Below are 24,202 nucleotides of genomic sequence, written 5' to 3'. Positions count from 1 at the left end.
AGTCATGAGCTTCGACGACGGTGACAACGGCGAGAATGCTCGTGAAGAGTACGGCGCTACTCGGCGTCGATCCCGTCAACGATCCGAGAAGCCGTCGCAACGCGCAGAAGGCGGGACAGAGGCGCAGGCCAAAGATGCTTGCCTGCGCCTCCTGACCGACCGGGCGCGCAGCCGCTCCGAACTGGAAACCAAGCTGAGCGGACGCGGCTTCGAACCCGAGATCATTACCAAGGTCCTCGATCGACTCCAGGAAATCGGGTTGATCGACGACGCGGACTTCGCGAACCAATGGGTTCATTCGCGGCATACGTACTCGGGCAAGGGAAAGCGTGCGCTTGCAGTCGAGTTGCGGCTCAAAGGAATCGACCAGGACGTCGCTTCCGAAGCGTTGTCGCAGATCGATCCGGAAGATGAGCGCGAGCGAGCAGCGGAGCTGGTTCGGCGGAAGCTGAAGAACAAGCCCGTCGATGATCGTGACAAGGTCACGCGTCGACTGGTCTCGATGCTGGCACGCAAGGGATATTCAGCTGGGATGTCGTACGAGGTGGTCAAAGCCGAGATGGCGGCGGTCACCGACTCCTAACGAAGTGCAGCATTCAGAACAACAGGGCGGGGGTACCACCGAAATTCGGTGGTACCCCCGCCCTGTTGTGTATTCGCGCTAACGCGGCCGGATTCGACTCACGGCTCCATCTGATTCACGGCTTGGTCAGGTCCATGCCCGGAACCGAAACGGCTGGGTCGGCGGACGGAGCCGCGATGGGGCCCTTGCCCTTTCGCTTTCCGGAACGCAGGCGCTTCTCCACCTTGGTTGCCAGGAAGGTCAGAGCCGAGTTGAGAGCGATCATAATCGCGGCGACCACGATGAGCGCCGGCAGGAAGTTTCCGTAGAAGGTGCCGAGCTGTTGGGCCTGACGCACCAGCTCGACATACCCGATCAGGTAACCGAGGGCGGAGTCCTTCAACGCCACGACCATCTGTGAAATCAGTGCCGGGAGCATGGCGGTAACCGCCTGGGGGAGCAGGATCGTCACCATGATCTGCGTCTTGCGCATGCCCAGTGCCTTGGCGGCCTCACTTTGACCTCGTGGGAGTGAGTTGATTCCGGCACGGACGATCTCGGCGATCACTGACCCGTTGTACAGAGTCAGACCCACGACGACTGCCGCGAGTGCGAGGTACTTGGACTTGAAGACCTCGTATTCGGCGAACACCTGATACGAGAAGATCATCAGAATCAGAACCGGTACTGCTCGGAACAATTCGACGATGACGCCGCAAATCTTCCGAATGATGTTGTGCTCGGAGAGTCGGCCGATACCCAGGGCAGAACCGAGGATGAGCGCGAAGACGATGGACATCGCAGCCGCGATCAGCGTTCCCCGGATGCCGGGTATCAGATACGTTGTCCACGACGTGGATTCGAGGAAGGGATCCCACTTCGCTGCTGTCAGCTGGCCCTTTTCGTCGAGTGCGCGGTAGATGACGTAACCGATTGCGACCATGAGTGCAGCGACGACAAGGGACGCGAATCGGTAGAGATTTCGCGCTCTGGGGCCGGGCGCGTCGTAGAGGACTGTTGCGCGGTTGCTCATCGTGAAACCTCGAATCGCTTGCTCAGCTTGCCGAAGATCAAGCCCATGGGAAGTGTCAGGATCACGAAACCGACAGCGAAGATTCCACCGACGACGAAGATCGCCGCTTCGTTTTCGATCATCTTCTTCATCAGCGCTGACGCTTCGGATACGCCGATCACCGCGGCGATGGTCGAGTTCTTGGTCAGTGCGATCAGCACGCTACCCAGCGGTGCTGTGACCGCGCGAAATGCCTGAGGCAGGACGATCAGCCGAAGATTTTGTGCAAACGACAGACCGAGTGATCGGCCCGCTTCGGCCTGGCCGACCGGAACGGTATTGATTCCCGATCGAAGTGACTCACACACGAACGCGGCGGTATAGACACTGAGGCCGAGTACTGCGAGTCGGAAGTTGTTGTCTGTCAAGAACGTCGGTGAGTCCGACTTGGCGAGATTGACTCCGAGCGTCTGCGACAGACCGAACAGACAGAACAGCAGAATCAGTGTCAGGGGGGTGTTGCGGAACACGGTCACGTACGCGGTACCCAGGAATCGGGCGACCGGAACCGGTGACACGCGCATGGCCGCGATCAGGACACCGATGATGACGGCGCCGATCGCGGAGAAGAACGTCAGCTGGATCGTGGTCCAGAAGGCTTCCAGAATCTGGTCGCCGTACTTGCTCAGAAGGTTCACTTGCCGTCTCCCCAGATCACGGGATCTCCGTTGGTGGCGTCACGCGCTGCGGCTCCCGAAGTGGGGAGCCGCAGCGCGATTGACGGTGAAAAAAGCAGGTCAGTAACGATCAACGGTGGGCGGGGCCGGGATGGGGTAGCCCGAAGCACCAACGGTGTTGTTGAAGGCTTCTTCCCACGCGCCGGTGGAGATCATCTTCTCGATGGCATCGTTGATCTTGCCGCGACCCTCGGAATCGTCCTTGGCCAGGCCGACACCGTACTTTTCGGTCGTGAACGGTTCTCCGACGACCTTCAGCTCGCCCGGGTACTGGGCGGCGTAGCCGGCGAGGATGATGTCGTCGGTGGTGACAGCGTCGACAGCGCCGTTGCGCAGAGCCTCGACACAAGCGGAGTAGGTGTCGAGCGGCTGGAGCTGGACGTCCTTTGCGTAGTTGTCCTGGATGTTCTGCGCCGGAGTCGAACCCGACACCGAGCAGAGCTTCTTGCCGCCGGTCAGGGAATCGGGGCCGGTGATGTCGGTGTTGTCGGAGCGAACGAGCAGCGACTGGCCTGCGATGAAGTACGGGCCGCCGAAGCTGACCTTTTCCTTGCGCGTGTCGGTGATCGAGTATGTCGCGACGATGTAGTCGACCTCGCCGTTCTGGATCAGGGTCTCGCGCTGGGCTGACGGAGATTCCTTGAAGGTGATGCCTTCGGGCTTCACGCCGAGTTCGTTTGCGATGTAACGGGCTACCTCGACGTCGAAGCCGGAGAAGGTGCCGTCAGGGTTGCGCTGACCGAGGCCGGGCTGATCGAACTTGATGCCGACGGTGAGAGTGCCGTCGGAAGCGCTCTCGGTGATCGACTTGTTCTCCTCGCCGCCGCCACAGGCCGTGGCAGCGAACGCAATGGCCATGATTCCGATTCCGAAACGGACGGAACGATTGATCTTCATGAAGATCCTCTCAGTTGTCGACACACGAACAGTGCAGTCGAGATGAACGGTGCAGCCGAGGTGAACGGTGCAGTCGAGCAAGTTGTCTTGTGGACGAGGACAGGACTGTCGGAGGGGAGACTGTAATCAGTGCGTGAGGATCTTGCCGAGGAAGTCCTTGGCCCGATCCGACTTGGGATGGGTGAAGAACTCTTCGGGCGTGGTGTCTTCGACGACCTGGCCGTCAGCCATGAACAGCACACGATCGCCGGCTTTGCGCGCGAAGCCCATCTCGTGCGTGACCACGAGCATGGTCATGCCTTCCTTCGCGAGGGAGGTCATGACGTCGAGGACTTCGTTGACCATCTCGGGGTCGAGAGCGGAGGTGGGCTCGTCGAACAACATCACCTTCGGCTGCATCGCAAGAGCGCGAGCAATGGCGACACGCTGTTGCTGACCGCCGGAAAGCTGCGCCGGGTACTTGTCGGCCTGATTGGCGATACCGACACGTTCGAGCAACGCCTGCGCGGTCTTCTTGGCTTCGTCCTTTTTTGCCTTGCGGACCTTCATCGGTGCGAGCATGACGTTCTCGAGGATCGTCTTGTGCGCGAACAGGTTGAAAGACTGAAAGACCATCCCGACGTCGGCACGAAGTGCGGCAAGTGCTTTGCCCTCTTCGGGGAGCGTCTTTCCGTCGACGGCGATGGTGCCGGAGTCGATGGGTTCGAGGCGATTGATGGTGCGGCACAGAGTCGACTTACCGGAGCCCGACGGACCGAGGACGATCACCACTTGGCCCTTGGGTACCTCGAGATTGACCTCTTGCAGGACGTGAAGTTCCCCGAAGTGTTTGTTCACCGAGGTCATCGAAATCATGGATGTGGAATCGCCGGAGGTGGTCGGCGTCGTCGCATCGTCGGCTTGGGTCATAAACGAGAACCTTAGGCGTAGTTTGCGTCGACGCCCGTGATTTCGCCATGGTTCTTGCCATATGTAATGGAAATTTTACTGTGACGACGTTTATGTCGCGTTTCGGCTGTTTATCAGGGCGTTATTACACGTCGTAGTGGACGTGAGCTAGGCTGAAGCGTGTCACTGATCGACGAAATGTCCCCTGCACTTCCGGAGCCGACTGCAGTTCCGGAGGCAACTGCTACGCCTGTTCGCACCTACGAGGTGCGGACGTACGGCTGTCAGATGAACGTCCACGATTCCGAGCGACTGTCCGGTCTGCTCGAGGACGCCGGGTATTCGAAGGCGGAGACCGGAACCGATCCTGATCTTGTCGTCTTCAATACGTGTGCGGTCCGCGAGAACGCGGACAACAAGTTGTACGGCAACCTCAGCCAGCTCGCCCCGAACAAGGAGGCGAACCCCGACATGCAGATCGCGGTCGGTGGGTGCCTGGCGCAGAAGGATCGTGACACCGTCGTCAAGAAGGCGCCGTTCGTCGATGTCGTCTTCGGCACTCACAACATCGGCTCGCTTCCCGCGCTGCTCGACCGTGCGCGCCACAATCAGCGCGCCGAAGTCGAAATCCTCGACGCGCTGGAGGCATTTCCGTCGACACTGCCCGCCAAGCGCGAATCCGCCTACGCGGGTTGGGTTTCCATCTCGGTGGGCTGTAACAACACGTGCACGTTCTGCATCGTTCCAGCTTTGCGTGGCAAGGAAGTGGATCGACGTCCCGGCGACATTCTGGCCGAGGTGCAGGCACTCGTCGACGAGGGTGTCTCGGAAGTGACCCTGCTCGGACAGAACGTCAACGCCTACGGCGTGTCGTTCGCCGATCCGGAACAACCGCGCGATCGCGGAGCCTTCGCTTCCCTCTTGAAGGCATGTGGACACATCGACGGCCTCGAACGGGTCAGGTTCACATCGCCGCACCCGGCAGAGTTCACCGATGACGTCATCGAAGCTATGGCAACCACTCCCAACGTCTGCCCGCAACTGCACATGCCGTTGCAGTCCGGTTCGGACAAGGTTCTCAAGGCGATGAAGCGCTCATACCGCAAGTCGAAGTACCTCGGGATCATCGAGAAGGTGCGCGCCGCAATGCCGCACGCCGCCATCACCACGGACATCATCGTCGGGTTCCCGGGGGAGACGGAAGAGGATTTCCAGGAGACGCTGGACGTCGTGCGTAAGGCGCGATTCTCCAACGCCTACACCTTCCAGTACTCCAAGCGCCCGGGCACGCCGGCGGCGGAGATGGCCGATCAACTCCCCAAAGAGGTTGTCCAGGAACGCTACATGCGATTGCTCGCGGTTCAGGAAGAAGTGAACATCGAGGAAAATCGCAAACTCGTCGGCACCGAGGTAGAACTGCTGGTGGCTGCGGGTGAGGGCCGCAAGAACGCAGCGACTCACCGTCTCAGCGGTCGCGCGCGAGACGGCCGCCTGGTGCATTTCCGACCCGAGGGAAACCTCGACGGCACAATCCGACCCGGCGACGTGGTGACGGTCGTCGTCACCCACGGAGCCCCCCATCACCTCGTGGCAGATGACGGAGTGCTCACGCACCGTCGGACCCGCGCCGGTGATTCGTTCGAAAAGGGCATCACACCCAAGACCCCGCCCATCGGCGTAGGTCTCGGACTACCGAAGATCGGTGCCCCAGCCCCACAACCCGTCCAGATGGGATGCAACGCATGACCTCGCAACACGAGAACAAGACACCTCAGCCGGGCGACGACGCCTTCGAGGGCTACCGCAAGGACCTCGACGACGCGGAACGCAAGGTCGCGGGAGAAATCGATCCGGGTGCGCGCGCCATGGTTGTCGCGGTTGCGGTGCTCGTGCTGGTCGGCACCCTTGCACTGCCCCATGCGGGAGTGGCGAACGGCTGGGATGTGCTCGCGTACAACCAGGACGCCGAAAGTGAACGGATTGCACTGTTCTCACGCTTGTTCGTGTGGTTCGTTGTCATCTTCGGCATCGGATTCTCGATGCTCGCACTCGTGACGCGGCGCTGGAGTCTGGCGTGGGTCGCGCTGGCCGGTAGTGCCGTGGCGAGTGCGCTGGGAATGATGGCCGTCTGGTCACGTCAGACCATTCCCGCCGGATTCAACGTGGCAGGACCGTCGATCGGGCTGGTCATCGGATGGTTTGCCGTCGTGTTCTTGACGTTCCATTGGCTCAAGGTGGTCTGGACGCGAACCAACATTCAGCTCGCCGCCGAGGAGCAACGCCGGATCGCTGCGGCTGAAGCCGAGAAGCATCAGGAATGGAACGTCGGCTGACACGGAAGTTCTCTTAGCCAATAGCGCACTACAACGCCGGCTGACTCCTTTCGGAGTCAGCCGGCGTTGTAGTCGTACTCGTTTGTCGTCTGCTACTCGCTGACAGCGCTCTCGGCTGCTTCGGCCCACTCACGCCACTGCTTTGCCTGAGCGAGAGCCTTCTCGGCGTCCTTCGTCTTGCCGGCAGCCTGAGCCTTGGCGGCCTGCTCCTCGAACTGGCTGACCCGCTCCTTGAACTGCGCGACCCGGGCAAGTGCTTCCGGATCGGTACGACGCCACTCGGCGTCGACGGCGTCGCGCACCTTGGTTTCGATGGCCCGGAGCTTCGCTTCGAGTTCCTGCATCCGGTCGCGCGGCACCTTGCCGATCGCGTCCCACTTCTCCTGCAGGTCGCGCAGCGCTGCACGAGCGTTCTCGAGTCCGTGTGCCGGATCGATGTTCGCGTTCGCAGCGAGCAGCTCTTCCTTCGCGACTGCGTTCTGCTCGAATTCGGCGTCGCGCTCGGATGCAGCAGCGTTGCGTGCGGCGAAGAACACGTCCTGAGCGCCCTTGAAGCGCTTCCACAGGTTGTCGTCGGCCTCGCGCGGTGCGCGGCCGGCAGCCTTCCACTCGCTGAGCAGATCGCGGAATTCTCCAGCGGTCTGTCCCCATTCAGTGGAGGTCGACAGCTTCTCGGCGCGCTCGACCAGTTCTTCCTTCGTCGAACGGGCGCTCGCACGATCACGATCGAGTTCGGCGAAATGCGCTCCACGCCGTCGGTTGAAGGACTCGCGAGCCTTGGAGTACCGCTTCCACAGTGCGTCGTCGACCTTGCGGTCGATTCCGCGAATCGTCTTCCACTCGTCGAGAATCTCGCGCAGTCGATCACCCGCGGTCTTCCACTGGGTCGACTCCGAACCGATCTGTTCGGCCTCGACTGCGAGGGCCTCCTTGCGGGCGGTGCTCGCGGCGCGAGACTGTTCCTTCTCTTCCTTCGCGTGCGCTGCGGCCTCGTCGGACCCGGCAACGATCACGTCGAGTCGGCGGGCCAGAGCGTCGAGGTCACCGATCACGGCAGCGGTGGAGAGGGATTCGGACAGAGCGATGGCGGCAGCCTTGGTCTTCTTGGCGTCTCCGGCGCCCGACGTCAGACGAGCCTCGAGTAGTGAGACCTCGGTCGCGAGGTCGTCGTAGCGACGACCGAAATGGGCGAGGCCCTCGGTGGCGTCGCCGGCCTGCCACGAACCGATCTGGCGTTCACCGTCAGCGGTCTTCACCCAGGCGGTTCCGTCTTCCTCGACGCGGCCGAACTTGCTCGGGTCGCTGGCCGGCGCGGCGGTGACGGCATGCGAGGCTGCCGGGCCGGGGCGAGGTGCTCCGGGGCGGGGCGCACCGGGGCGTGGTCCACCAGGTTTGGGAGCACCGGGTTTGGGTGCTGCCGGGCTCGGGCTGGCCGAACTGCTGTCGGCGCCGGTGGTGGGTTCACTGTTCTCGGTCATCGGTCCTCGTCTCTGCCGCGCGTCACGGCTGCCTGATCGCATTCCTGGTTCCATTGAACCCGGTACTCACGTTCTCCGACTATTGAATCAGGTAAGAGGGTGTGAGGTCGCCACCTCGGGGTCGACTAGCGTGGCAACTGTGTTGACTTCCGCTGTTCTCGTCCCCTCGGCGCCGTTACTCGTGCCGGAATTGTCCGGTGATTCGGCCGAGTCCGCTCAGGTGCGCGCTACAGCGATAGCCGCCGTGCGCCGGCTCTCTCACGAGGCAGTTCACTGGGTGGGCGTCGGTGTCGGCCCCGAGAATGCAGAACCCGAGAATGCAGCAGGCGAACTCTGGCGATCGGGCGTCGGACGTGGGCAGATCGGTACTTTCGCGGGATTCGGCGCCGATGTCCGGACGTCCCTGGACGCGGATGCGGCAGGTGAACCGATGCCGTCTCTCGAACTGTGCGCCCTTGTTGCCGGCTGGCTGCGTGCCCGAGCGGACGTGGAGATCACTGTCGACATGCACGTCGTCAGTGCAGAGGCGTCGGCGAATGAATGTCGTGAATTCGGGCAGCAGCTGCGCAAGCAACTCGACAGCGACAACCGACCGCAAGGGCTTCTGATCGTGGCTGACGGTGCGTCCACGCTGACGGCCAAGGCGCCCGGAAGCTTCGACGAGCGCGCCGCTGGCGTGCAATCAGCCATCGACGATGCCCTGACCGCCGGTGACCCGGAGGCGCTTCTTGCTCTCGATCCGCAGCTCTGCCGGAGTGTCGGAGCCCAGGGACGCGCGGCGTGGCAGGTCCTGGCCGGTGTCTTCATGGACTCGTCTCGGTCAACCACGACACGTTCGGTGGTCGACTACAGCGATGCGCCGTTCGGCGTCGCTTACCACGTCGGGACGTGGCGGCCGTGAACATCCCTGAAGAACTTCGCCCGATCGCAGTTGTCGGTCCGACCGCGTCGGGAAAGTCCGATCTCGCGTTGGCACTGGCCGAGGAATTCGGCGGTGAGATCATCAACATCGACGCGATGCAGCTCTATCGCGGCATGGATATCGGGACCGCCAAACTGACGCCGGCCGAGCGTCGCGGGATTCCGCATCACCTGCTCGACGTTCTCGACGTGAAGGAGACCGCCACCGTCGCGCGTTATCAAAGCGACGCGATCGCGATCGCCGAGAATCTGATCGCGGCGGGCAAGGTTCCGGTGATCGTCGGCGGATCCATGATGTACGTCCAGTCCCTACTCGACGAATGGTCCTTTCCGGCAACGGATCCCGAAGTTCGTGCGAAGTGGGAGGCAGTGCTGGCCGACGGTGGGGTCGGTGCGGTGCATACGGCGCTTGTTGCTGCTGATCCGGTAGCGGCGGCGTCGATACTGCCGACGGACGGCCGGCGGATGGTTCGGGCGCTCGAGGTCGTCGAGCTGACAGGTCTGCCGTTCGCGGCCTCAGCTCCGCAGATCGGTGACCCTCGTTGGGGAACCCGCATTCTCGGCGTGGATCGGGATACGGAAGAACTCGACACACGGATTCGGTTGCGAACCGAGCTGATGTTTTCAGGCGGACTTGTCGACGAAGTCGCCGTACTCGTCGAGCAAGGATTGCGTGAGGGCGTCACAGCGCCGCGAGCCATCGGCTACGCACAGGTGCTCGCACATTTCGACGGTGAATACGATCTGGCCGAAGCACTCGAACGGACGTTCATCGGGACGCGGCGCTACGTTCGCCGCCAACGATCATGGTTCCGTCGTGACGCACGCGTGCACTGGCTCGACGGTGCCGATCCGGAGCTGGCTCGCTCGGCCTTCGCTGCCCTTGCATATCGCGGCCTGTAACACGATCGCGCCGATCAGCTATCTTACAGTTAGCTCGATCGCGATCCATTCGTTTCGCGATCGACGGACTGGAGGACAACGAACATGGCGCAGACCGGGACACACGCGCGACCGAGAGGCCGACGCGCGGGTCGGCTGCCGCTTCTCCTACTGCTCGTCACATTTCTCGCGGTCGGCGGGGTGCTCGTCTATTTTGCGGTGAGTGCGGCCGGGAAGCCCATCAGCGCACCTGTTCCCGAAGCACCCTTCGACGTGGGAGCCCCAACCGATCCAGGGGCGAGTTGGGCGCCTGCGCCAACGGATCTGCCGCCGAACACGCTTGCGATTCCCGATCTGGATGTGCGAGCCGACATCGTGACCAGTGGGTTCGGCGCCAACCGCGGAATGATCCTTCCGCATCCTGACAAGGTTTCGCATTTCACCAACGGCGTGCATTTCGGATCTTCGGAGGGCACCAATCTTGTTGCCGGCCACGTCGACGACGGTGATCGCACGCACGGCGCCTTGTGGGCGCTGCACCAGATGAAGCCCGGAACACCGATCTACGTGAGCGACGACACCGGAACGATGTTCACCTATCACGCAGCGAGCCTGAAGCTGTACGAAAAGGTGGCTTTGCCGGCCGAGTTCTTTTCCGAAACGGGTGCGCCCAGGCTGGTCCTCGTGACCTGCGGCGGCGCAACCGTGCCCGACCCCTCGTTGCCGTCCGGATTCACGTACGAACAGAACGTCGTGGTCACCGCGTCACCTGCGTGAGTCGGTCGGTAGGTCCGGATAGGATGGCGACCATGGATTTCAGTAAGGGCCACGGCACGCAGAACGACTTCGTTGTTCTCCCTGACCTCGACGTTCGGGTCGATCTCGAGCCGGCGCGAGTTTCAGCGTTGTGTGATCGTCAGCGTGGCCTCGGCGCCGACGGCATCCTTCGTGTCGCCCGGGCAGGCGCACTTGCGGACGCGGGCGTGCTCGGTGCGCTGCCAGATGGCGTCGCTGCCGAAGACTGGTTCATGGACTACCGCAACAGCGACGGCTCCATCGCGGAGATGTGCGGAAACGGAGTTCGCGTATTCGCCCACTATCTCAAGGCCTCGGGCTTGGAGAGCAAGGACGAGTTCGTGGTCGGCAGCCGTGCCGGAGCGCGTCCGGTCGTGGTGCACGGCTACGACGCCACACATGGTGACGTGACCGTGGCGATGGGCCCGATCAAGGACCTCGGCACCAGTTCGGCAACAATCGACGGCCGCGTCTTCGCCGGCGTCGGCATCGACGTCGGCAATCCGCATTTGGCGTGTGTCGACGAGCACGTGACGGCAGAAGTTTTGAGTGCGCTCGATTTGAGTGTTTCTCCGGGCTTCGATCCCGGGTTCTTCCCGCACGGGGTCAACATCGAGATCGTGACGCCGATCCACGACGGTCGGGTCCACATGCGCGTACACGAGCGTGGTGTGGGCGAGACTCGTTCCTGCGGAACCGGAACGGTCGCAGCTGCGGCCGCGGCGCTGAAGTTCGACAGCCGCGACGAAGGCTCGGTGCTGGTGCGCGTGCTCGGCGGCGAAGTGCAGGTCACCGTCGAAGGCGGCGAAGGGTCGTTGCGGGGGCCCTCGGTTCTGGTGGCGAACGGGACGATCAGCGATGTCTGGTGGCAATCGCTCGTGTGATATCGCCCGCGGGAAATACGCCTGCAGGAAATACGGATGCACCGTGGCCAGGTTTCGTGGGACCATGGATCTTGTATGACGAACACACATGAAAACGAAGAGTCCACCGCTCACGAGCAGTCCGAGTACGCGCAAGCCGAATACACGGCAGCGTCCGCATCGGGCAACCCGTCGACCGGTGAGATGCAACTCGCAGATCGCGGCGCCCTGCGCCGCGTGGCCGGTCTGTCGACCGAGCTCGAGGACGTCACCGAAGTCGAGTACCGCCAGCTTCGACTCGAAAGAGTTGTCCTGGTCGGCGTCTGGACGCAGGGAACTGCCGAGCAGGCCGAGGCGAGCATGACCGAGCTGGCCGCACTGGCAGAGACGGCCGGCTCCGAGGTCCTCGAAGGACTGGTTCAGCGCCGCGACAAACCCGACGCTGCCACCTACATCGGTTCCGGCAAGGCTCAGGAACTGCGCGAAGTAGTCCTGGCGACCGGCGCCGACACCGTCGTCTGCGACGGTGAGCTGACGCCGGCGCAGCTCACGGCGCTGGAGAAGATCGTCAAGGTCAAGGTCATCGACCGGACGGCTCTGATTCTCGACATCTTTGCTCAGCACGCCACGTCTCGTGAGGGTAAAGCCCAGGTGGCTTTCGCTCAGATGGAGTACATGCTCCCGCGTCTGCGTGGTTGGGGCGAGTCGATGTCGCGCCAGGCCGGTGGCCGTGCCGGCAGTAACGGAGGTGTGGGCCTGCGTGGTCCCGGTGAGACGAAAATCGAGACGGACCGTCGCCGTATTCGTGAGCGCATGGCAAAACTGCGCCGCGAGATCAAGGGCATGAAGGCCGCCCGCGACACCAAGCGGACCCGTCGACTGCAGAGTGACATCCCGTCGATCGCCATCGTCGGATACACGAACGCGGGCAAATCGAGTCTGCTCAATTCGCTCACCGGATCCGGTGTGCTCGTGGAGAACGCGTTGTTCGCCACCTTGGACCCGACAACTCGCCGCGCCGCACTCGACGACGGCCGCGAGTACGTACTCACCGACACGGTCGGCTTCGTGCGACACCTTCCGACTCAGTTGGTCGAGGCATTCCGGTCCACTCTCGAGGAAGTGACCGACGCGGATCTGCTTCTGCACGTCGTCGACGGTTCGGATCCGTTGCCGACAGAACAGATCAAGGCTGTGCGGGAAGTCGTCACCGATGTTCTGCGCGAGACGGATTCGAAGGCTCCGCCGGAGTTGATCGTGGTCAACAAGATCGACGCGGCAGATCCGGTTACCTTGACGCAACTACGTGGTCTGTTGCCTGGTGCCGTGTTCGTCTCGGCGCGGACCGGTGAAGGAATCGCTGAACTACGAGCACAACTCAGCGAGGTGCTGGTTCGGCCGGAGGTCGAGGTCGACGTGCTGGTGCCGTACACGCGCGGTGATCTGATGGCTCGAATCCACTCGGACGGAACGATTTTGGAATCGACTCACGAAGAGGCGGGAACGCGGGTGCACGCACGCGTGCCACAGATGTTGGCCTCGGCATTGGTGGAGTACGCACCTAGTGCGTAGTTTCGGGGTCGTGGTCGCGGTGCTTGCTGCGACTACGGCAACCGCACTGCTTCCCGGAGCGCTCGCACAGGCGTCGTCGTTCGAGCCGAGCGAGTTCGCCCCACTCTGTACACCTACCGATCCTGCGCTCCAGGAGTTGTCGGGGATGGTCGTCGTCGACGATCGGATCTACGCGATGGGTGACGGCGGCAGTGACGACTTCGTATTCGAAATGGACCTGAACTGTGTTGTCCAGAAACAGATTCCGGTTCCGATCGATCCATACGACGTCGAAGATCTTGCGGTGAGTGGTCGAACGCTCGTTCTGTCGGATACCGGCGACAACCTCCGAACCCGCGACACGGTGGCGTTCATCACGATGGACCTCGATTCCGGTGACGGTACGTTGCACCGCCTCACGTACCCGGACGGCGCGCACGACACCGAATCGATTCTGCTCGACCCTGACGGCCATGTGTTTGTCGTGACCAAGGAATTGTTCGGCTCCAGCAGTGTCTACACACCCGTCGGGGATCAGAAACTGAGTGACTTGGCGCAACCCGGCCCGACGCCGCTCGAGCGCGTCGGAGCCGTATCTCTCGGACCGGAGAAGCCCGTGTCGGTGATGTTCACCGGGGGAGCGGTGTCGTCGGACGGTTCGGCGATCGCGCTTCGGAGTTACTCCGATCTGTACCTGTACGAGGTCGAGGACGGCGGAATCGGCGCGACGCTCACCGATACCGAACCGTTGCGGATCCCGCTCCCGACGGAGCCTCAGGGCGAGGCCGTGGCGTTCAACGACGCGGGCGATGTTCTGATCGGATCGGAATCTGCGGGTGGAGCTTTGCCGCCGATTCACGTGATGCGCGCGCTCGTGGAAGCGACCGAATCGACGGCAGTCTCGTCTGGCGATTCGGTCGGCGTCGGGGTCGATCCATGGACATTCGTGTGGGCCGGATTGGTCGCGGCAGGATGCGCGCTCGGAGGTGTGGCGTTCGTGAGATCTCGACGACGCCGCTGATTCCCACCAATTCCACGAATTCGCAGACTGCCGGTAGATGTGGATACTGGAACGAATGCACGGGCATCAACTCCTGACGCGGCTCTCGCGTATCTCACTCGAGCACGGACACATCACCGCAGCGCTGCTCGTTGGTTCCGTCCTCGTCGGCGTCGGCGCGCTGCTTTTGCTTCGTTGGTTGCCGCGTCGGGCCGTGCTTGTCACACTGGGCTTGTCAGTGGTCGGGTCCGCCGGCGGCGCGATGTTCGTGTGGCTCAGTTATCGACCGTTGCCCGCGCAGCTACCCCTGTCGAGTTTTGTGTGGATAGCGTTGGCGATATTCGGAGTCATCGGCGCGGCGCTTGTTCTCCTTCGGCGTCCAGGACTGGCCCGCGGCCTTTCCGTGACGGTATTGGCCGGTCTGGCCGCGATCGTCGCGGTGGGTCAGGTCAATGCCCAGACCGGCACTTACCCCACGCTCGGATCACTGGTCGGGCACTGGCCGGTCGGCTCGGTCGAGCACGTTGCTTTCGATTCACTCCCCGGGGCCGAACCTCGGCTACAGCGGGGACTTCCCACCGAAACTCATTGGGAGGTTCCGGTGCGGATGCCGAGCAACGGCGTCGTGACGGAAGCGTCGATTCCGGGAAACATCTCGGGTTTCGACGCGAGGCCGGCGACGTTGTATCTCCCGCCGGCCTATCTTGCCGATCCACGTGCGGAGTTGCCCGTCCTGGTGTTGGTGGCGGGTGAGCCCGGCAGCCCCAGTGACTGGCTGGACAGTGGCCGTCTCGCGACCACAGTCGACGCCTATGCATCGAGGCATTCCGGGCTTGCCCCCGTGGTGGTGGTGCCCGACGCGTTGGGGGACTACGACGCCAACCCCGGCTGCATGGATTCGGCGCTCGGCAACGTCGCGACGTATCTGGACCAGGACGTCCCGAACTGGATCGAATCGAACCTTCAAGTGAATCCGGACGCTGCGCAATGGGCTATCGGTGGGTTTTCGTACGGCGGGACATGCGCGATCGAAATGGCCGTGAACTTCCCGGACCGATACCCGTCGTTCCTGGACTTCTCCGGCCAGGACGAACCGTCGACCGGTGACCACGAGGACACTGTGGCTGCGATGTTCAACGGCGACGAAGACGCTTTCGACGCGGTCAACGCCCGAGACCTGATGGCGCAGAATCGGTATCCGCAGTTGTCTGGTGTATTTGTCGCGGGTGAAGACGACGACATCTACCGCCCTCAGCAGGAGATCATGTTCGAGGCTGCGCGCGCCGCCGACATGAACGTGGACTACTACACCCTTCCCGGCGGGCACTCGGGTGATGTGTGGGGCACTGCTCTGGAACTCGAAATGGACTGGCTGGGCCGGACACTCGCACTGACTCCGTGAGAGTGTCCGGCCCGCTACACAGCACCGACTGACATCAGGTCAGGCGTCGAGATCAGCGGCTACCAGTTCGGCGACCTTGGCGAGTGCGTCGGCGTCGTCGGACTCGATGGTGACTTCGGTGTCCTTGGCGGCTCCGAGCGTCATGATCATCAGTGCCGAACCTGCATCCACCGGTTCGCCGTCGGCGACTGCGAGGGTGACCGTGGCGCCGGAGGCTCCGACTGCTTCGGCGATGAGAGCGGCGGGGCGGGCGTGGAGGCCGACTGCGGAACCGACGGCAACTGTCTTGCTGGGCATGGGATCTCCTCGTTGTGAATCTATCGGTGCGGACGTTGTGGGGTCTTTGGGCGGATTTGGTGACAACAGTGGTGACTGCAGCGTTGCTTGCTGTCGATCATGCCGCAGCGGGCACGATTTCGGGGTCGAGTTCGGCATCGGACGGCCCCTTGCGGAAGAACTCCTTGGCTCCGACGACGGCGAGCGCAGCTACCACGGTTCCCGCGGCGAGCGAGACCAGGAACCAGCCGATTCCGCCGACTGCGAAGAAGACGAAGATCCCGCCGTGCGGGGCGCTGAGAGTGACGTCGAAAGCCATGATCAGCGCACCGGTGACGGCACCGCCCGCCATCATCGAGGGGATCACGCGAAGCGGGTCGGCAGCGGCGAACGGAATCGCGCCCTCGGAGATGAATGCCGAGCCCAGCAACCAGGCAGCCTTTCCGTTCTCACGTTCGGCTTCGCTGAAGAGCTTGGGACGCAGCACCGTCGAGGCAAGTGCCATGGCCAGCGGCGGAACCATACCGGCAGCCATGACTGCCGCCATGATGCGCAAAGTGGCCGGGTCGTTGACGTTGAGTCCGGCTACAGCGAAGGCGTAAGCCGCCTTGTTGACCGGTCCGCCGAGGTCGAAGCACATCATCAGGCCGAGAATGATGCCGAGGAAGATGGCCGAGCTGCCGGACAGTCCGTTGAGCCAGTCGGTGAGACCGGAGGTGATCGCGGCGAGCGGACGACCGAGGACGATGAACATCAGTGCTCCGACAACCAGCGTCGCGAACAGCGGAATGATCACCACCGGCATCAGGCCCCGCAGCCACTGCGGGACGGCGATCCGGCCGATGTAGAGCGCGACGACGCCGGCGATGAGACCACCGACCAGGCCGCCGATGAATCCGGCACCGACAAACACGGCGACCGCGCCGGCTGTGAAGCCGGGAGCGATGCCAGGCCGGTCGGCGATAGCGAAGGCGATGTAGCCGGCCAACGCGGGCACCAGGAAGCTGAATGCCAACGAACCGATCTGGAACAGCACTGCGCCGAGATAGGTGGCCAGACCACCGTCGGGAAGGTTGGTGATCGAGTTGTTGAGAACGATGTCCTTGGCAGGACCGGAGATCTCGTATCCGCCGAGCAGGAAGCCGAGTGCGATCAGCAGACCGCCGGCCGCGACGAACGGGATCATGTAGCTGACACCGGTCAGGAGGACCTGACGGAGGTGGGTGCCGAACCCTACGGAACCGGCATCGGAATCCGCGGCCGCGGCGGCGGTGCCGTCCACGGTGGCGGCGGCGGGATTCTCGGAGGCGCGCAACGCTTCTGCAAGCATCTTGTCCGGCTCGTTGATCGCCCGCTTCACACCGGAAGCGACAACGGGTTTGCCGGCGAACCGTTCGCGGCCCTTCACTCCGACGTCGGTGGCGAAGATGACCGCGGCGGCTCCGGCGATGACCGAAGGGTCAAGGGGGGTGCTTCCGCTCGAGCCCTGCGTTTCGACGTGAACCTTGACCCCGGCGCGTTCACCCGCGGCGACGAGTGAGTCCGCAGCCATGTAGGTATGAGCGATTCCGGTCGGGCACGCGGTGACCGCGACGATGTGACGCTCCGCGGGCGTTGGAGCCTCCTCGGTGTAGTGTTTCCCAGTGGAAACAGGAGGAGTGGGTGTGGCTGCCGCAGCCTTTGCTGGAGCATCCTTCGGCGCGGGATTGAGTACCTCGTCGACCAGTCGCACGATCTCGTCCGGCGTCGACGCCTCACGAAGCGACGTGACAAACGCGGGTCGGACGAGCGCTCGGGCCAAGGACGAGAGCAGCTTCATGTGCTCGGCTCCGGCGCCTTCGGGTGCCGCGATCAGGAACACCAGATCGGCGGGGCCGTCGGGTGCCCCGAAATCGACCTTCGGATCCAGTCGAGCAAATCCCAGGGACGCGGACGAGACGGCCTCGGCGCGGCAGTGGGGAATGGCGATTCCGCCCGGCAGTCCGGTCGCGGACTGCGCTTCGCGAGCGAGTGCGGCAGCGACCAGCCCCGCGGCGTCGCTCGCCCGTCCCGCTGCAGTCAATCGCGCTGCGAGAGAACGAATGACATCTTCCTTGGTCGTACCCAGGTCGGTGTCGAGTGAGATCAGTTCGGGACTGATGATCTCGGGGCCGGAACCGCCGGCTGCGTTGGTATCGGACATGTCAGGTTCCTTAGGGCGTCAGGCGAGTTCGGTGGGGACGGGGATGGGAGAGGAGGCATCGGCTGCAGATACCGAAACCGCTGCCAGATCGATCTGTTCGGGCGTGGGAAGAGTTGTGCCGGGAAGGGAGGCAGCGGCGCTTCCGTAGGCGACCGCGTGACGTAACCGCTCGGATTCCGAGCCGCCTCCCGCTTCGGCGAGGATGTAGCCGGCCAGCGACGAATCGCCTGCGCCGACGGTACTGACTGCGACAATCGGGGGAGCGGTGGCGATCCACGCGCCGTCGGCGGTGACGAGGACAGCACCTGCTGCGCCGAGCGTGGCGAGCACACTGCCGACGCCGCGGTCGACCAATCGCTGCGCCGCCGTGATCGCAGGCCCGGGATCACCGTTCTCGGCAGCACGTTCGAGGACGTGGCCGTCGACGCCGGTCAGTTGTGCGAGTTCCTCGCCGTTGGGTTTGAGCAGGTCGGGTGCCGAGTCGGGGAACGCTTCGGCGAGTGCCGTCAGCGGGGCGTCCGAGGTGTCGACCGCCACCTTGCACGGGTGATCGCGCAGTGCCGCGACGAGTTCGCCGTACCACCCGAGCGGAACGCCGGGGGGCAGTGAGCCGGACAGCGCGAACCACAGTGCGGTATCGGCGCGGACAATCAACTCCTGTGCCAGGGCGTCGAGCGTCGAACCGGACAGCGTTGCGCCGGGTTCGTTGATCTTCGTCGTTGTCCCGTCCGGTTCCGCAATGGTGATGTTGGTGCGAGCCAGACCCGTTGTGGCGACACCGATGTGGGGAATCCCACCGGCTGCCAGCGCCGAGAGCAGAGGGTCACCATCGTTTCCCGGCAGTACCGCGAGAACGTCGAGGTCGGCTGCGGCGAGAACACGCGCGACGTTGACCCCCTTGCCGCCGGGGTCGCTGCGAGTGGAGTGGGCGCGTAGGACGGAGCCTCGTTCGAGCCGTTGCTCGAGTTGCACGGTCCGATCGATACTCGGGTTGGCTGTCAGTGTGACGATCATGCGATCACCACCTCGATTCCGTGGTCGTGGAACTCGGATGTGTCTGTGGGACTGATCTCTTCGTCGGTGATGAGGACGTCGATGCTGTCGAGCGGGGCGAAGCTGATCAAGTGCTCGCGGCCGACTTTGGTGGAATCGGCCACCACCACAACGTGATTGGCGGCTTTGACCATTGCTCGTTTGACGGCGGCCTCTTCGCTGTCCGGAGTGGAGAGTCCGTGCCCGACGCTGATCGCGTTCGTTCCGATGAAGGCGACGTCGACTCGCAACGTGCTCAGCAGGCGTAGGGCGTCCTCGCCGACCACGGCTTGAGTCACCCCGCGTACTCGACCGCCGAGCAGTATCAGGGAAATCGAGTTCATCGATGCCAGGCGTGCGCCGATCGGGACGGAATTGGTGACGGCTGTGAAGTCGTTCTCAGTCGGCAGTTCGGGGATCATGCGGCCCGTGGTCGTGCCCGCGTCGAAGATCACGCTGCCGCCGGTGGGAGGGAGGTAGGTGACCGCGCAGCGGGCGATCCGGTCCTTCTGTTGCGCGCGGGTCTGATCGCGTTCCGCCATGCCCGGTTCGGTGACGTGGAGGGATCCGGTGGGAACGGCGCCGCCGTGTACACGCCTGATCTGTCCGATCCGCTCGAGGAAGGCCAGATCGCGACGCACGGTCTCGGTGGTCACACCGAAGGTCTCCGACAGAGCCGCCACGGACATGCGTCCGCGCTGCGACACCATGGTGCCGATCGCTTGTTGGCGTTCTTCCGCGTACACGTGCTCTCCGATTCCGAAGTGTGATCCGACGGTGCGTTGTGGATCACAGTGAATGTTGCTTTATGTTGTTTTACGCCCGAGTGTGTTGACATGTCAAGACTTGGGAGTAATCTTCGTCACAACGAAGGTGAGGGCTTTACGCGCTCGAGGTGATCCGGTGTGACACCGGGCCCATCGCTCAAGGAGGACAGATGACCGAACAGCTCAACCGAATCACCGTGCACGGCACCCCCGTGGTGCCTGGAATCGCCTACGGCCCGGCGATCTGGCCGTCCAGCCGACCAGAACTCGTCACCGATGCGCCGGCACTCGACGAGGCCGATCGAGAGGCCGCCGTGGACGCCTTCGTCGCAGCGGCGAAGGCTGTCGAGAACCGCCTTCTCGGACGGGCCGCCGAAGCTACCGGCGCGGCCGCAGAGGTCTTGCAGGCCAACGCGGCGATGGCAGCTGATCGTGGCTGGATCGGGGCGGCCAAGAAGTCGATCGCCGGCGGAGTGCCCCCGGTGCAGGCTGCGATCGCGGCGACGGAGCAGTTCGTGGTGCTGTTCACCAAGGTCGGCGGTTTGATGGCCGAGCGCGTCACCGACCTCGAGGACATCCGGGACCGCGTGATCGCCGAACTCTCCGGATTACCCGAACCTGGAGTTCCGATGCCCGAGACACCGTCGGTGCTGTGCGCGGACGATCTGGCTCCTGCAGACACCGCGGGCCTCGATGCATCCAAGATCATCGGACTCGTGACCATCTACGGCGGCCCGACCAGCCACACGGCAATCATCGCGCGGCAGTTGGGCATCCCGTGCATCGTCGCCGCGAAGGAATTGGAATCCATCTCGGCAGGAATACCGATTCTGATCGACGGAACAACCGGCGACGTGATCGCGGAGCCGGATCCCGGGCACGCGCGTGAACTGGTCGAACAATCCCGGATCGATCGCGAACGCGTCAGCACCTGGACCGGACCGGGCCAGACGGCGGACGGCCGGCCGGTAGACGTTCTCGCCAACGTTCAAGACGGCGCGGGCGCTCGCGCCGCGGCGTCGACTGCTGCGGGGGGCATCGGGCTCTTCCGGACCGAACTCTGCTTCCTCGGCCGTGAGACCGAACCGACCGTAGACGAGCAGGCGGCGATCTACGCCGAGGTTCTCGAGGCCTTCGCAGGAAAGAAGGTCATCATTCGCACGTTGGACGCGGGTTCGGACAAGCCGCTCAAATTCGCCAACCATCAAGAGGAAGCGAATCCGGCACTCGGCGTTCGTGGGGTCCGAATCGCCTGGCAGGACATGGGAATTCTCGACCGCCAGCTAGACGCGATCGCATCAGCTGCGGCGTCGACCAACTCGTCGCCGTGGGTGATGGCACCGATGATCGCCACCCCGGCCGAGGCGAAACGTTTTGCCGATGCGGTGCGGGCACGCGATCTTGTTCCCGGTGTGATGGTGGAGATCCCGGCGGCGGCGCTGTTGGCCGACCAGATTCTCGAACACGTCGAATTCCTCTCGATCGGTACCAACGACCTCGCTCAGTACACGATGGCCGCTGATCGGATGTCCTCCGAACTCGCCGATCTGACCGATCCATGGCAGCCCGCGGTGCTCGCCCTTGTCGCACGTACGGCCCAGGCCGGTCAGGCGGCAGGCAAGCGCGTCGGCGTCTGCGGTGAGGCGGCCGCCGATCCACTGTTGGCGTGTGTTCTGGCCGGACTCGGAGTGTCCTCGCTGTCGTGCGCTGCGGCGTCGGTCGCGGGTGTGGGAGCGAAGGTCGGGTCCGTCACCATGGCGCAATGTGAGGCGGCTGCGGCGGCGGTGCTGGCAACCGGTGATCCGGTGGCAGCGCGCAAAGCGGCGGCTGACGCAATCAGCTGAGCTGGTTTCGTTGGTCTCGGTCGGAGACCGAGCGCCTGACCTCTAGTATTTCGACCTGTGATCGAACGAGAAACAATGACCGGGGCCGGCGGAATCGGCTGGACTGTCCACGGAGACGGCAAGCGGATCGCCGACGGAGCCGTCGTGGCGCCGGACGAACGACTGAGTTGGCCGCGCACCATCGGAATCGGGATGCAACACGTCATCGCGATGTTCGGAGCGACACTGCTCGTTCCGACCATCACCGGCTTCCCCGTCACGACGACGCTGCTGTTTTCGGGTATCGGCACCGCGCTGTTCCTGCTCATCACCCGGGGCCGGATCCCCAGCTATCTCGGTTCGTCCTTCGCGTTCATCGCCCCGCTGACAGCGTCGGCAGGATCGGGCCCGGCCGCGCAACTCGGTGCCGTCATGGCCGTCGGCATCGTGTTGATGTTGATCGGCGTCGCCGTACGTCTGATCGGCAGCCGAGTCATCGACGCCGTCATGCCGCCGGTGGTGACGGGCGCTGTCGTCGCGCTGATCGGTCTCAACCTCGCTCCGACGGCGGTCGGCTCCTTCGAATCGCAGCCGCTGATCGCCACGGTGACGCTCGTTTCGATCCTGCTGGTCACGGTCGTCGGTCCCGGGCTGCTCGGCCGGCTGGGCATTCTGGTCGGCGTCGTGATCGGCTGGGTCTTCGCCGCGGTCATCGGCGGACTCGACAGTGAACGAGTGTCCGCTCTGCGCGAAGCGGACTGGTTCGGGCTGCCGAGTCTGCACGGACCTTCGTTCGACTGGTCGGTGATCGTGCTCGCGCTCCCCGTGGTGATCGTTCTGGTCGCCGAAAACGTCGGACATGTCAAAGCGGTGTCCGCCATGACTGGTAAGTCCCTCGACGATCTGGCCGGCAATGCACTGTTTGCCGACGGTCTCGCCACTACCTTGGCGGGCGCCGGTGGCGGATCCGGAACCACCACGTATGCCGAGAACATCGGTGTCATGGCAGCGACGCGTGTGTACTCGACCGCCGCGTACTGGGTAGCCGCCGCTACCGCCGTGATCCTGGCATTTTCGCCCAAATTCGGCGCACTGGTCTTCACGGTGCCGAACGGCGTCATCGGCGGCGCAACGATGGTTCTCTACGGCCTCATCGGCATTCTCGGTGTGCGCATCTGGATGGAAGCGAAGGTCGACTTCACCGATCCGGTCAACCTGACGGTCGCTGCGGCGGCGTTGGTCGCCGGCATCGGGAACTTGACGCTGACCATCGGTTCGGTCGAGTTGGGCGGCATCGCCTGGGGATCGATCGGCATCCTCGTCGCGTACCCGATCATGCGATATCTCGCCAGATTCCGTACTTCGAGTAACAGATAACCGCTACAGTCACGAATCGTGATCGTTCGGGTCATCGACGGGTATCGCAACAGGTTCTACCGTCGGAGGCAGTGACGTGGGCCCGCGCACTTCGGCGTGCCCAGTCTCAGCGAAAACATCCCAGTGGGTACATCACCCAGCGGGTACATCCCCAGCGGGTACATCACTGAAGTGCCATATATCGAATTGCAAGGAGTCGGCGTGGAGCGCACCCTGTTCGAACCGGAACATGAACTCTTCCGGGAGTCGTACCAGAAGTTCTTGGCACAGCACGTGGCACCGAACCACGAGAAGTGGGAAGAGCAGAACATCGTCGATCGTGACGTCTGGGTCGAGGCCGGAAAGCAGGGCTTCCTGGGAACTGCGGTCCCTGAGGAATTCGGCGGCGGCGGTGTCAAGGATTTCCGCTACAACGCGATCATCACCGAGGAAACCACCAAGGGTGGGTTCAGCGGTATCGGCTTCACGCTGCACAACGACGTCGTGGCACCGTACCTCCTGGAGTTGAGCAACGAGGAGCAGAAGCAGCGTTGGCTACCCGGATTCGCGTCGGGTGAGCTGATCTCGGCGATCGCGATGACCGAACCGGGTACCGGTAGCGACTTGCAGGGCATCAAGACGAAAGCGGTTCGCGACGGGGATCACTGGGTCCTCAACGGTTCGAAGACCTTCATCACCAACGGAATCAACGCCGACATCATCATCGTTGTCGCGTGCACCGACCCGGACAAGGGTGCTCAGGGCTTCAGCCTTCTCGTGGTCGAGCGGGACATGCCTGGCTTCGAGCGTGGACGCAACCTCGACAAGATCGGCATGAAGGCTCAGGACACCGCCGAACTCAGCTTCACCGACGTACGCGTTCCCGCTGCCAACCTGCTGGGCGAAGAGGGAATGGGCTTCTTCTACTTGATGAAGAACCTTCCCCAGGAACGACTCTCGATCGCCGTCGTTGCCGCTGCCGCAATGGAATCGGTTCTCGAGAGCACGATCCAGTACTGCCGCGACCGCAAGGCATTCGGCAAGTCGATCGGCAGCTTCCAGAACACCCGATTCGTACTGGCCGAATTGGCAACGGAGACCACGGCAGTGCGCATCCTGGTGGACAAGTTCATCGAGCAGCTCAATGCCGAGAAGCTGACCGTGCAGGAAGCTGCGATGGCGAAGTGGTGGACCACCGAAGCTCAGGTCAAGCTCATCGACCGCTGCCTCCAGCTGCACGGAGGCTACGGCTACATGAAGGAATACCCGGTTGCAAAGGCGTACATGGACTCTCGTGTGCAGACCATCTACGGTGGCACAACCGAGATCATGAAGGAGATCATCGGACGTTCGCTGAATCTCTGATTCGGGTGATGGACCGCTGATCGTCACGAAAAGACTCTGGGCCCCAGCTGATGCCGGGGCCCAGAGTTTTGTGATCGAGG

At 63.4% G+C, this 24,202-nt stretch carries 22 protein-coding genes; 13 read left to right on the top strand and 9 right to left on the bottom strand.

The features are described from left to right. Positions 1 to 4: 4 nt before the first annotated feature. Positions 5 to 583, top strand: a complete 579-nt coding sequence (gene recX / locus AC2ETI_RS02415) for a recombination regulator RecX (protein WP_099697704.1) — start codon at positions 5 to 7, stop codon at positions 581 to 583. Between the two features lie 115 nt (positions 584 to 698). On the opposite strand, the gene AC2ETI_RS02410 is transcribed toward recX, so the two are convergent. From AC2ETI_RS02410 to gluA, 4 genes are all read right to left on the bottom strand, one after another. Then, positions 699 to 1,595 carry an amino acid ABC transporter permease gene (locus tag AC2ETI_RS02410; protein WP_007735172.1) on the bottom strand — a complete coding sequence of 299 codons (897 nt, stop codon included), beginning with the start codon at positions 1,593 to 1,595 and terminating at the stop codon, positions 699 to 701. After that, positions 1,592 to 2,272 carry an amino acid ABC transporter permease gene (locus AC2ETI_RS02405; RefSeq protein ID WP_019748198.1) on the bottom strand — a complete coding sequence of 227 codons (681 nt, stop codon included), beginning with the start codon at positions 2,270 to 2,272 and terminating at the stop codon, positions 1,592 to 1,594. The genes AC2ETI_RS02410 and AC2ETI_RS02405 overlap by 4 nt, the downstream gene beginning before the upstream one ends. A 99-nt stretch (positions 2,273 to 2,371) precedes the next feature. Then, complete coding sequence (locus tag AC2ETI_RS02400; RefSeq protein WP_020907523.1) at positions 2,372 to 3,208, bottom strand: glutamate ABC transporter substrate-binding protein; 837 nt, start codon at positions 3,206 to 3,208, stop codon at positions 2,372 to 2,374. 126 nt (positions 3,209 to 3,334) lie between these two features. Continuing rightward, positions 3,335 to 4,063, bottom strand: coding sequence for a glutamate ABC transporter ATP-binding protein GluA (gluA, locus tag AC2ETI_RS02395; protein ID WP_007735175.1), 729 nt, complete (start codon positions 4,061 to 4,063; stop codon positions 3,335 to 3,337). Positions 4,064 to 4,294: 231 nt separating this feature from the next. Between gluA and miaB the strand changes: the two genes are divergently transcribed. Both miaB and AC2ETI_RS02385 read left to right on the top strand, forming a co-directional pair. Then, positions 4,295 to 5,842: a tRNA (N6-isopentenyl adenosine(37)-C2)-methylthiotransferase MiaB gene (gene miaB / locus AC2ETI_RS02390; protein ID WP_020907524.1), complete on the top strand. Its 1,548-nt coding sequence runs from the start codon at positions 4,295 to 4,297 to the stop codon at positions 5,840 to 5,842. After that, positions 5,839 to 6,429: an Rv2732c family membrane protein gene (locus AC2ETI_RS02385; protein WP_020907525.1), complete on the top strand. Its 591-nt coding sequence runs from the start codon at positions 5,839 to 5,841 to the stop codon at positions 6,427 to 6,429. Before miaB ends, AC2ETI_RS02385 begins: the two co-directional genes overlap by 4 nt. Before the next feature lie 92 nt (positions 6,430 to 6,521). Here the strand turns inward: AC2ETI_RS02385 and AC2ETI_RS02380 are convergent, their stop codons facing one another. Then, positions 6,522 to 7,907, bottom strand: coding sequence for a DUF349 domain-containing protein (locus tag AC2ETI_RS02380; protein ID WP_019748202.1), 1,386 nt, complete (start codon positions 7,905 to 7,907; stop codon positions 6,522 to 6,524). A gap of 139 nt (positions 7,908 to 8,046) precedes the next feature. On the opposite strand from AC2ETI_RS02380, the gene AC2ETI_RS02375 reads away from it, so the two are divergent. From AC2ETI_RS02375 to AC2ETI_RS02345, 7 genes are all read left to right on the top strand, one after another. Continuing rightward, positions 8,047 to 8,808, top strand: coding sequence for a class III extradiol dioxygenase subunit B-like domain-containing protein (locus AC2ETI_RS02375; RefSeq protein WP_483633512.1), 762 nt, complete (start codon positions 8,047 to 8,049; stop codon positions 8,806 to 8,808). Further along, positions 8,796 to 9,731: a tRNA (adenosine(37)-N6)-dimethylallyltransferase MiaA gene (miaA, locus tag AC2ETI_RS02370; RefSeq protein ID WP_483633511.1), complete on the top strand. Its 936-nt coding sequence runs from the start codon at positions 8,796 to 8,798 to the stop codon at positions 9,729 to 9,731. The genes AC2ETI_RS02375 and miaA overlap by 13 nt, the downstream gene beginning before the upstream one ends. Before the next feature lie 84 nt (positions 9,732 to 9,815). Beyond that, positions 9,816 to 10,487 (top strand): class F sortase, encoded by a 672-nt coding sequence (locus AC2ETI_RS02365; RefSeq protein WP_483633510.1) that lies wholly within the window; start codon positions 9,816 to 9,818, stop codon positions 10,485 to 10,487. 32 nt (positions 10,488 to 10,519) lie between these two features. Continuing rightward, complete coding sequence (gene dapF / locus AC2ETI_RS02360) at positions 10,520 to 11,389, top strand: diaminopimelate epimerase (protein ID WP_483633509.1); 870 nt, start codon at positions 10,520 to 10,522, stop codon at positions 11,387 to 11,389. Positions 11,390 to 11,464: 75 nt separating this feature from the next. Then, positions 11,465 to 12,940 (top strand): GTPase HflX, encoded by a 1,476-nt coding sequence (gene hflX, locus AC2ETI_RS02355; protein ID WP_024487621.1) that lies wholly within the window; start codon positions 11,465 to 11,467, stop codon positions 12,938 to 12,940. Beyond that, positions 12,933 to 13,940, top strand: coding sequence for a hypothetical protein (locus tag AC2ETI_RS02350; RefSeq protein ID WP_483633508.1), 1,008 nt, complete (start codon positions 12,933 to 12,935; stop codon positions 13,938 to 13,940). The genes hflX and AC2ETI_RS02350 overlap by 8 nt, the downstream gene beginning before the upstream one ends. Before the next feature lie 55 nt (positions 13,941 to 13,995). After that, entirely contained in the window at positions 13,996 to 15,321 is a 1,326-nt protein-coding gene (locus AC2ETI_RS02345) for an alpha/beta hydrolase (protein WP_483633507.1), read from the top strand. Positions 15,322 to 15,360: 39 nt separating this feature from the next. On the opposite strand, the gene AC2ETI_RS02340 is transcribed toward AC2ETI_RS02345, so the two are convergent. The 4 genes from AC2ETI_RS02340 to AC2ETI_RS02325 all read right to left on the bottom strand — a co-directional run bounded on the left by AC2ETI_RS02340 (position 15,361) and on the right by AC2ETI_RS02325 (position 19,557). Further along, positions 15,361 to 15,618, bottom strand: coding sequence for an HPr family phosphocarrier protein (locus AC2ETI_RS02340; RefSeq protein ID WP_003942144.1), 258 nt, complete (start codon positions 15,616 to 15,618; stop codon positions 15,361 to 15,363). Positions 15,619 to 15,715: 97 nt separating this feature from the next. Continuing rightward, on the bottom strand, positions 15,716 to 17,779 hold the full coding sequence (locus AC2ETI_RS02335) for a PTS fructose transporter subunit IIABC (protein ID WP_483633506.1): 2,064 nt from the start codon (positions 17,777 to 17,779) through the stop codon (positions 15,716 to 15,718). 18 nt (positions 17,780 to 17,797) lie between these two features. Then, positions 17,798 to 18,793, bottom strand: coding sequence for a 1-phosphofructokinase (gene pfkB / locus AC2ETI_RS02330; protein ID WP_483633505.1), 996 nt, complete (start codon positions 18,791 to 18,793; stop codon positions 17,798 to 17,800). Continuing rightward, complete coding sequence (locus AC2ETI_RS02325; RefSeq protein ID WP_020969481.1) at positions 18,790 to 19,557, bottom strand: DeoR/GlpR family DNA-binding transcription regulator; 768 nt, start codon at positions 19,555 to 19,557, stop codon at positions 18,790 to 18,792. Before AC2ETI_RS02325 ends, pfkB begins: the two co-directional genes overlap by 4 nt. Positions 19,558 to 19,748: 191 nt before the next feature. On the opposite strand from AC2ETI_RS02325, the gene AC2ETI_RS02320 reads away from it, so the two are divergent. The 3 genes from AC2ETI_RS02320 to AC2ETI_RS02310 all read left to right on the top strand — a co-directional run bounded on the left by AC2ETI_RS02320 (position 19,749) and on the right by AC2ETI_RS02310 (position 24,122). Next, a complete protein-coding gene (locus AC2ETI_RS02320; RefSeq protein WP_483633504.1) occupies positions 19,749 to 21,422 on the top strand; it encodes a putative PEP-binding protein in 1,674 nt (557 codons plus the stop codon). A 75-nt stretch (positions 21,423 to 21,497) separates the two neighbouring features. Continuing rightward, positions 21,498 to 22,778 carry a uracil-xanthine permease family protein gene (locus tag AC2ETI_RS02315; protein WP_065352932.1) on the top strand — a complete coding sequence of 427 codons (1,281 nt, stop codon included), beginning with the start codon at positions 21,498 to 21,500 and terminating at the stop codon, positions 22,776 to 22,778. 201 nt (positions 22,779 to 22,979) lie between these two features. Further along, positions 22,980 to 24,122: an acyl-CoA dehydrogenase family protein gene (locus AC2ETI_RS02310; protein WP_019748214.1), complete on the top strand. Its 1,143-nt coding sequence runs from the start codon at positions 22,980 to 22,982 to the stop codon at positions 24,120 to 24,122. Positions 24,123 to 24,202: the final 80 nt, after the last annotated feature.

It is taken from the genome of Rhodococcus sp. MurmanLake-1 (assembly GCF_056945715.1).
Note: the sequence above shows the minus strand (reverse complement) of the source record. Positions and strands in the feature narration are given on the sequence as shown.

Coding starts and splice junctions, on each gene's coding strand:
- recX (WP_099697704.1), top strand. CDS start 5: ATGAGCTTCGACGACGGTGACAACGGCGAGAATGCTCGTGAAGAGTAC.
- AC2ETI_RS02410 (WP_007735172.1), bottom strand. CDS start 1,595: ATGAGCAACCGCGCAACAGTCCTCTACGACGCGCCCGGCCCCAGAGCG.
- AC2ETI_RS02400 (WP_020907523.1), bottom strand. CDS start 3,208: ATGAAGATCAATCGTTCCGTCCGTTTCGGAATCGGAATCATGGCCATT.
- gluA (WP_007735175.1), bottom strand. CDS start 4,063: ATGATTTCGATGACCTCGGTGAACAAACACTTCGGGGAACTTCACGTC.
- miaB (WP_020907524.1), top strand. CDS start 4,295: ATGTCCCCTGCACTTCCGGAGCCGACTGCAGTTCCGGAGGCAACTGCT.
- AC2ETI_RS02385 (WP_020907525.1), top strand. CDS start 5,839: ATGACCTCGCAACACGAGAACAAGACACCTCAGCCGGGCGACGACGCC.
- AC2ETI_RS02380 (WP_019748202.1), bottom strand. CDS start 7,907: ATGACCGAGAACAGTGAACCCACCACCGGCGCCGACAGCAGTTCGGCC.
- AC2ETI_RS02365 (WP_483633510.1), top strand. CDS start 9,816: ATGGCGCAGACCGGGACACACGCGCGACCGAGAGGCCGACGCGCGGGT.
- dapF (WP_483633509.1), top strand. CDS start 10,520: ATGGATTTCAGTAAGGGCCACGGCACGCAGAACGACTTCGTTGTTCTC.
- hflX (WP_024487621.1), top strand. CDS start 11,465: ATGACGAACACACATGAAAACGAAGAGTCCACCGCTCACGAGCAGTCC.
- AC2ETI_RS02345 (WP_483633507.1), top strand. CDS start 13,996: ATGCACGGGCATCAACTCCTGACGCGGCTCTCGCGTATCTCACTCGAG.
- AC2ETI_RS02340 (WP_003942144.1), bottom strand. CDS start 15,618: ATGCCCAGCAAGACAGTTGCCGTCGGTTCCGCAGTCGGCCTCCACGCC.
- AC2ETI_RS02335 (WP_483633506.1), bottom strand. CDS start 17,779: ATGTCCGATACCAACGCAGCCGGCGGTTCCGGCCCCGAGATCATCAGT.
- pfkB (WP_483633505.1), bottom strand. CDS start 18,793: ATGATCGTCACACTGACAGCCAACCCGAGTATCGATCGGACCGTGCAA.
- AC2ETI_RS02320 (WP_483633504.1), top strand. CDS start 19,749: ATGACCGAACAGCTCAACCGAATCACCGTGCACGGCACCCCCGTGGTG.
- AC2ETI_RS02315 (WP_065352932.1), top strand. CDS start 21,498: ATGACCGGGGCCGGCGGAATCGGCTGGACTGTCCACGGAGACGGCAAG.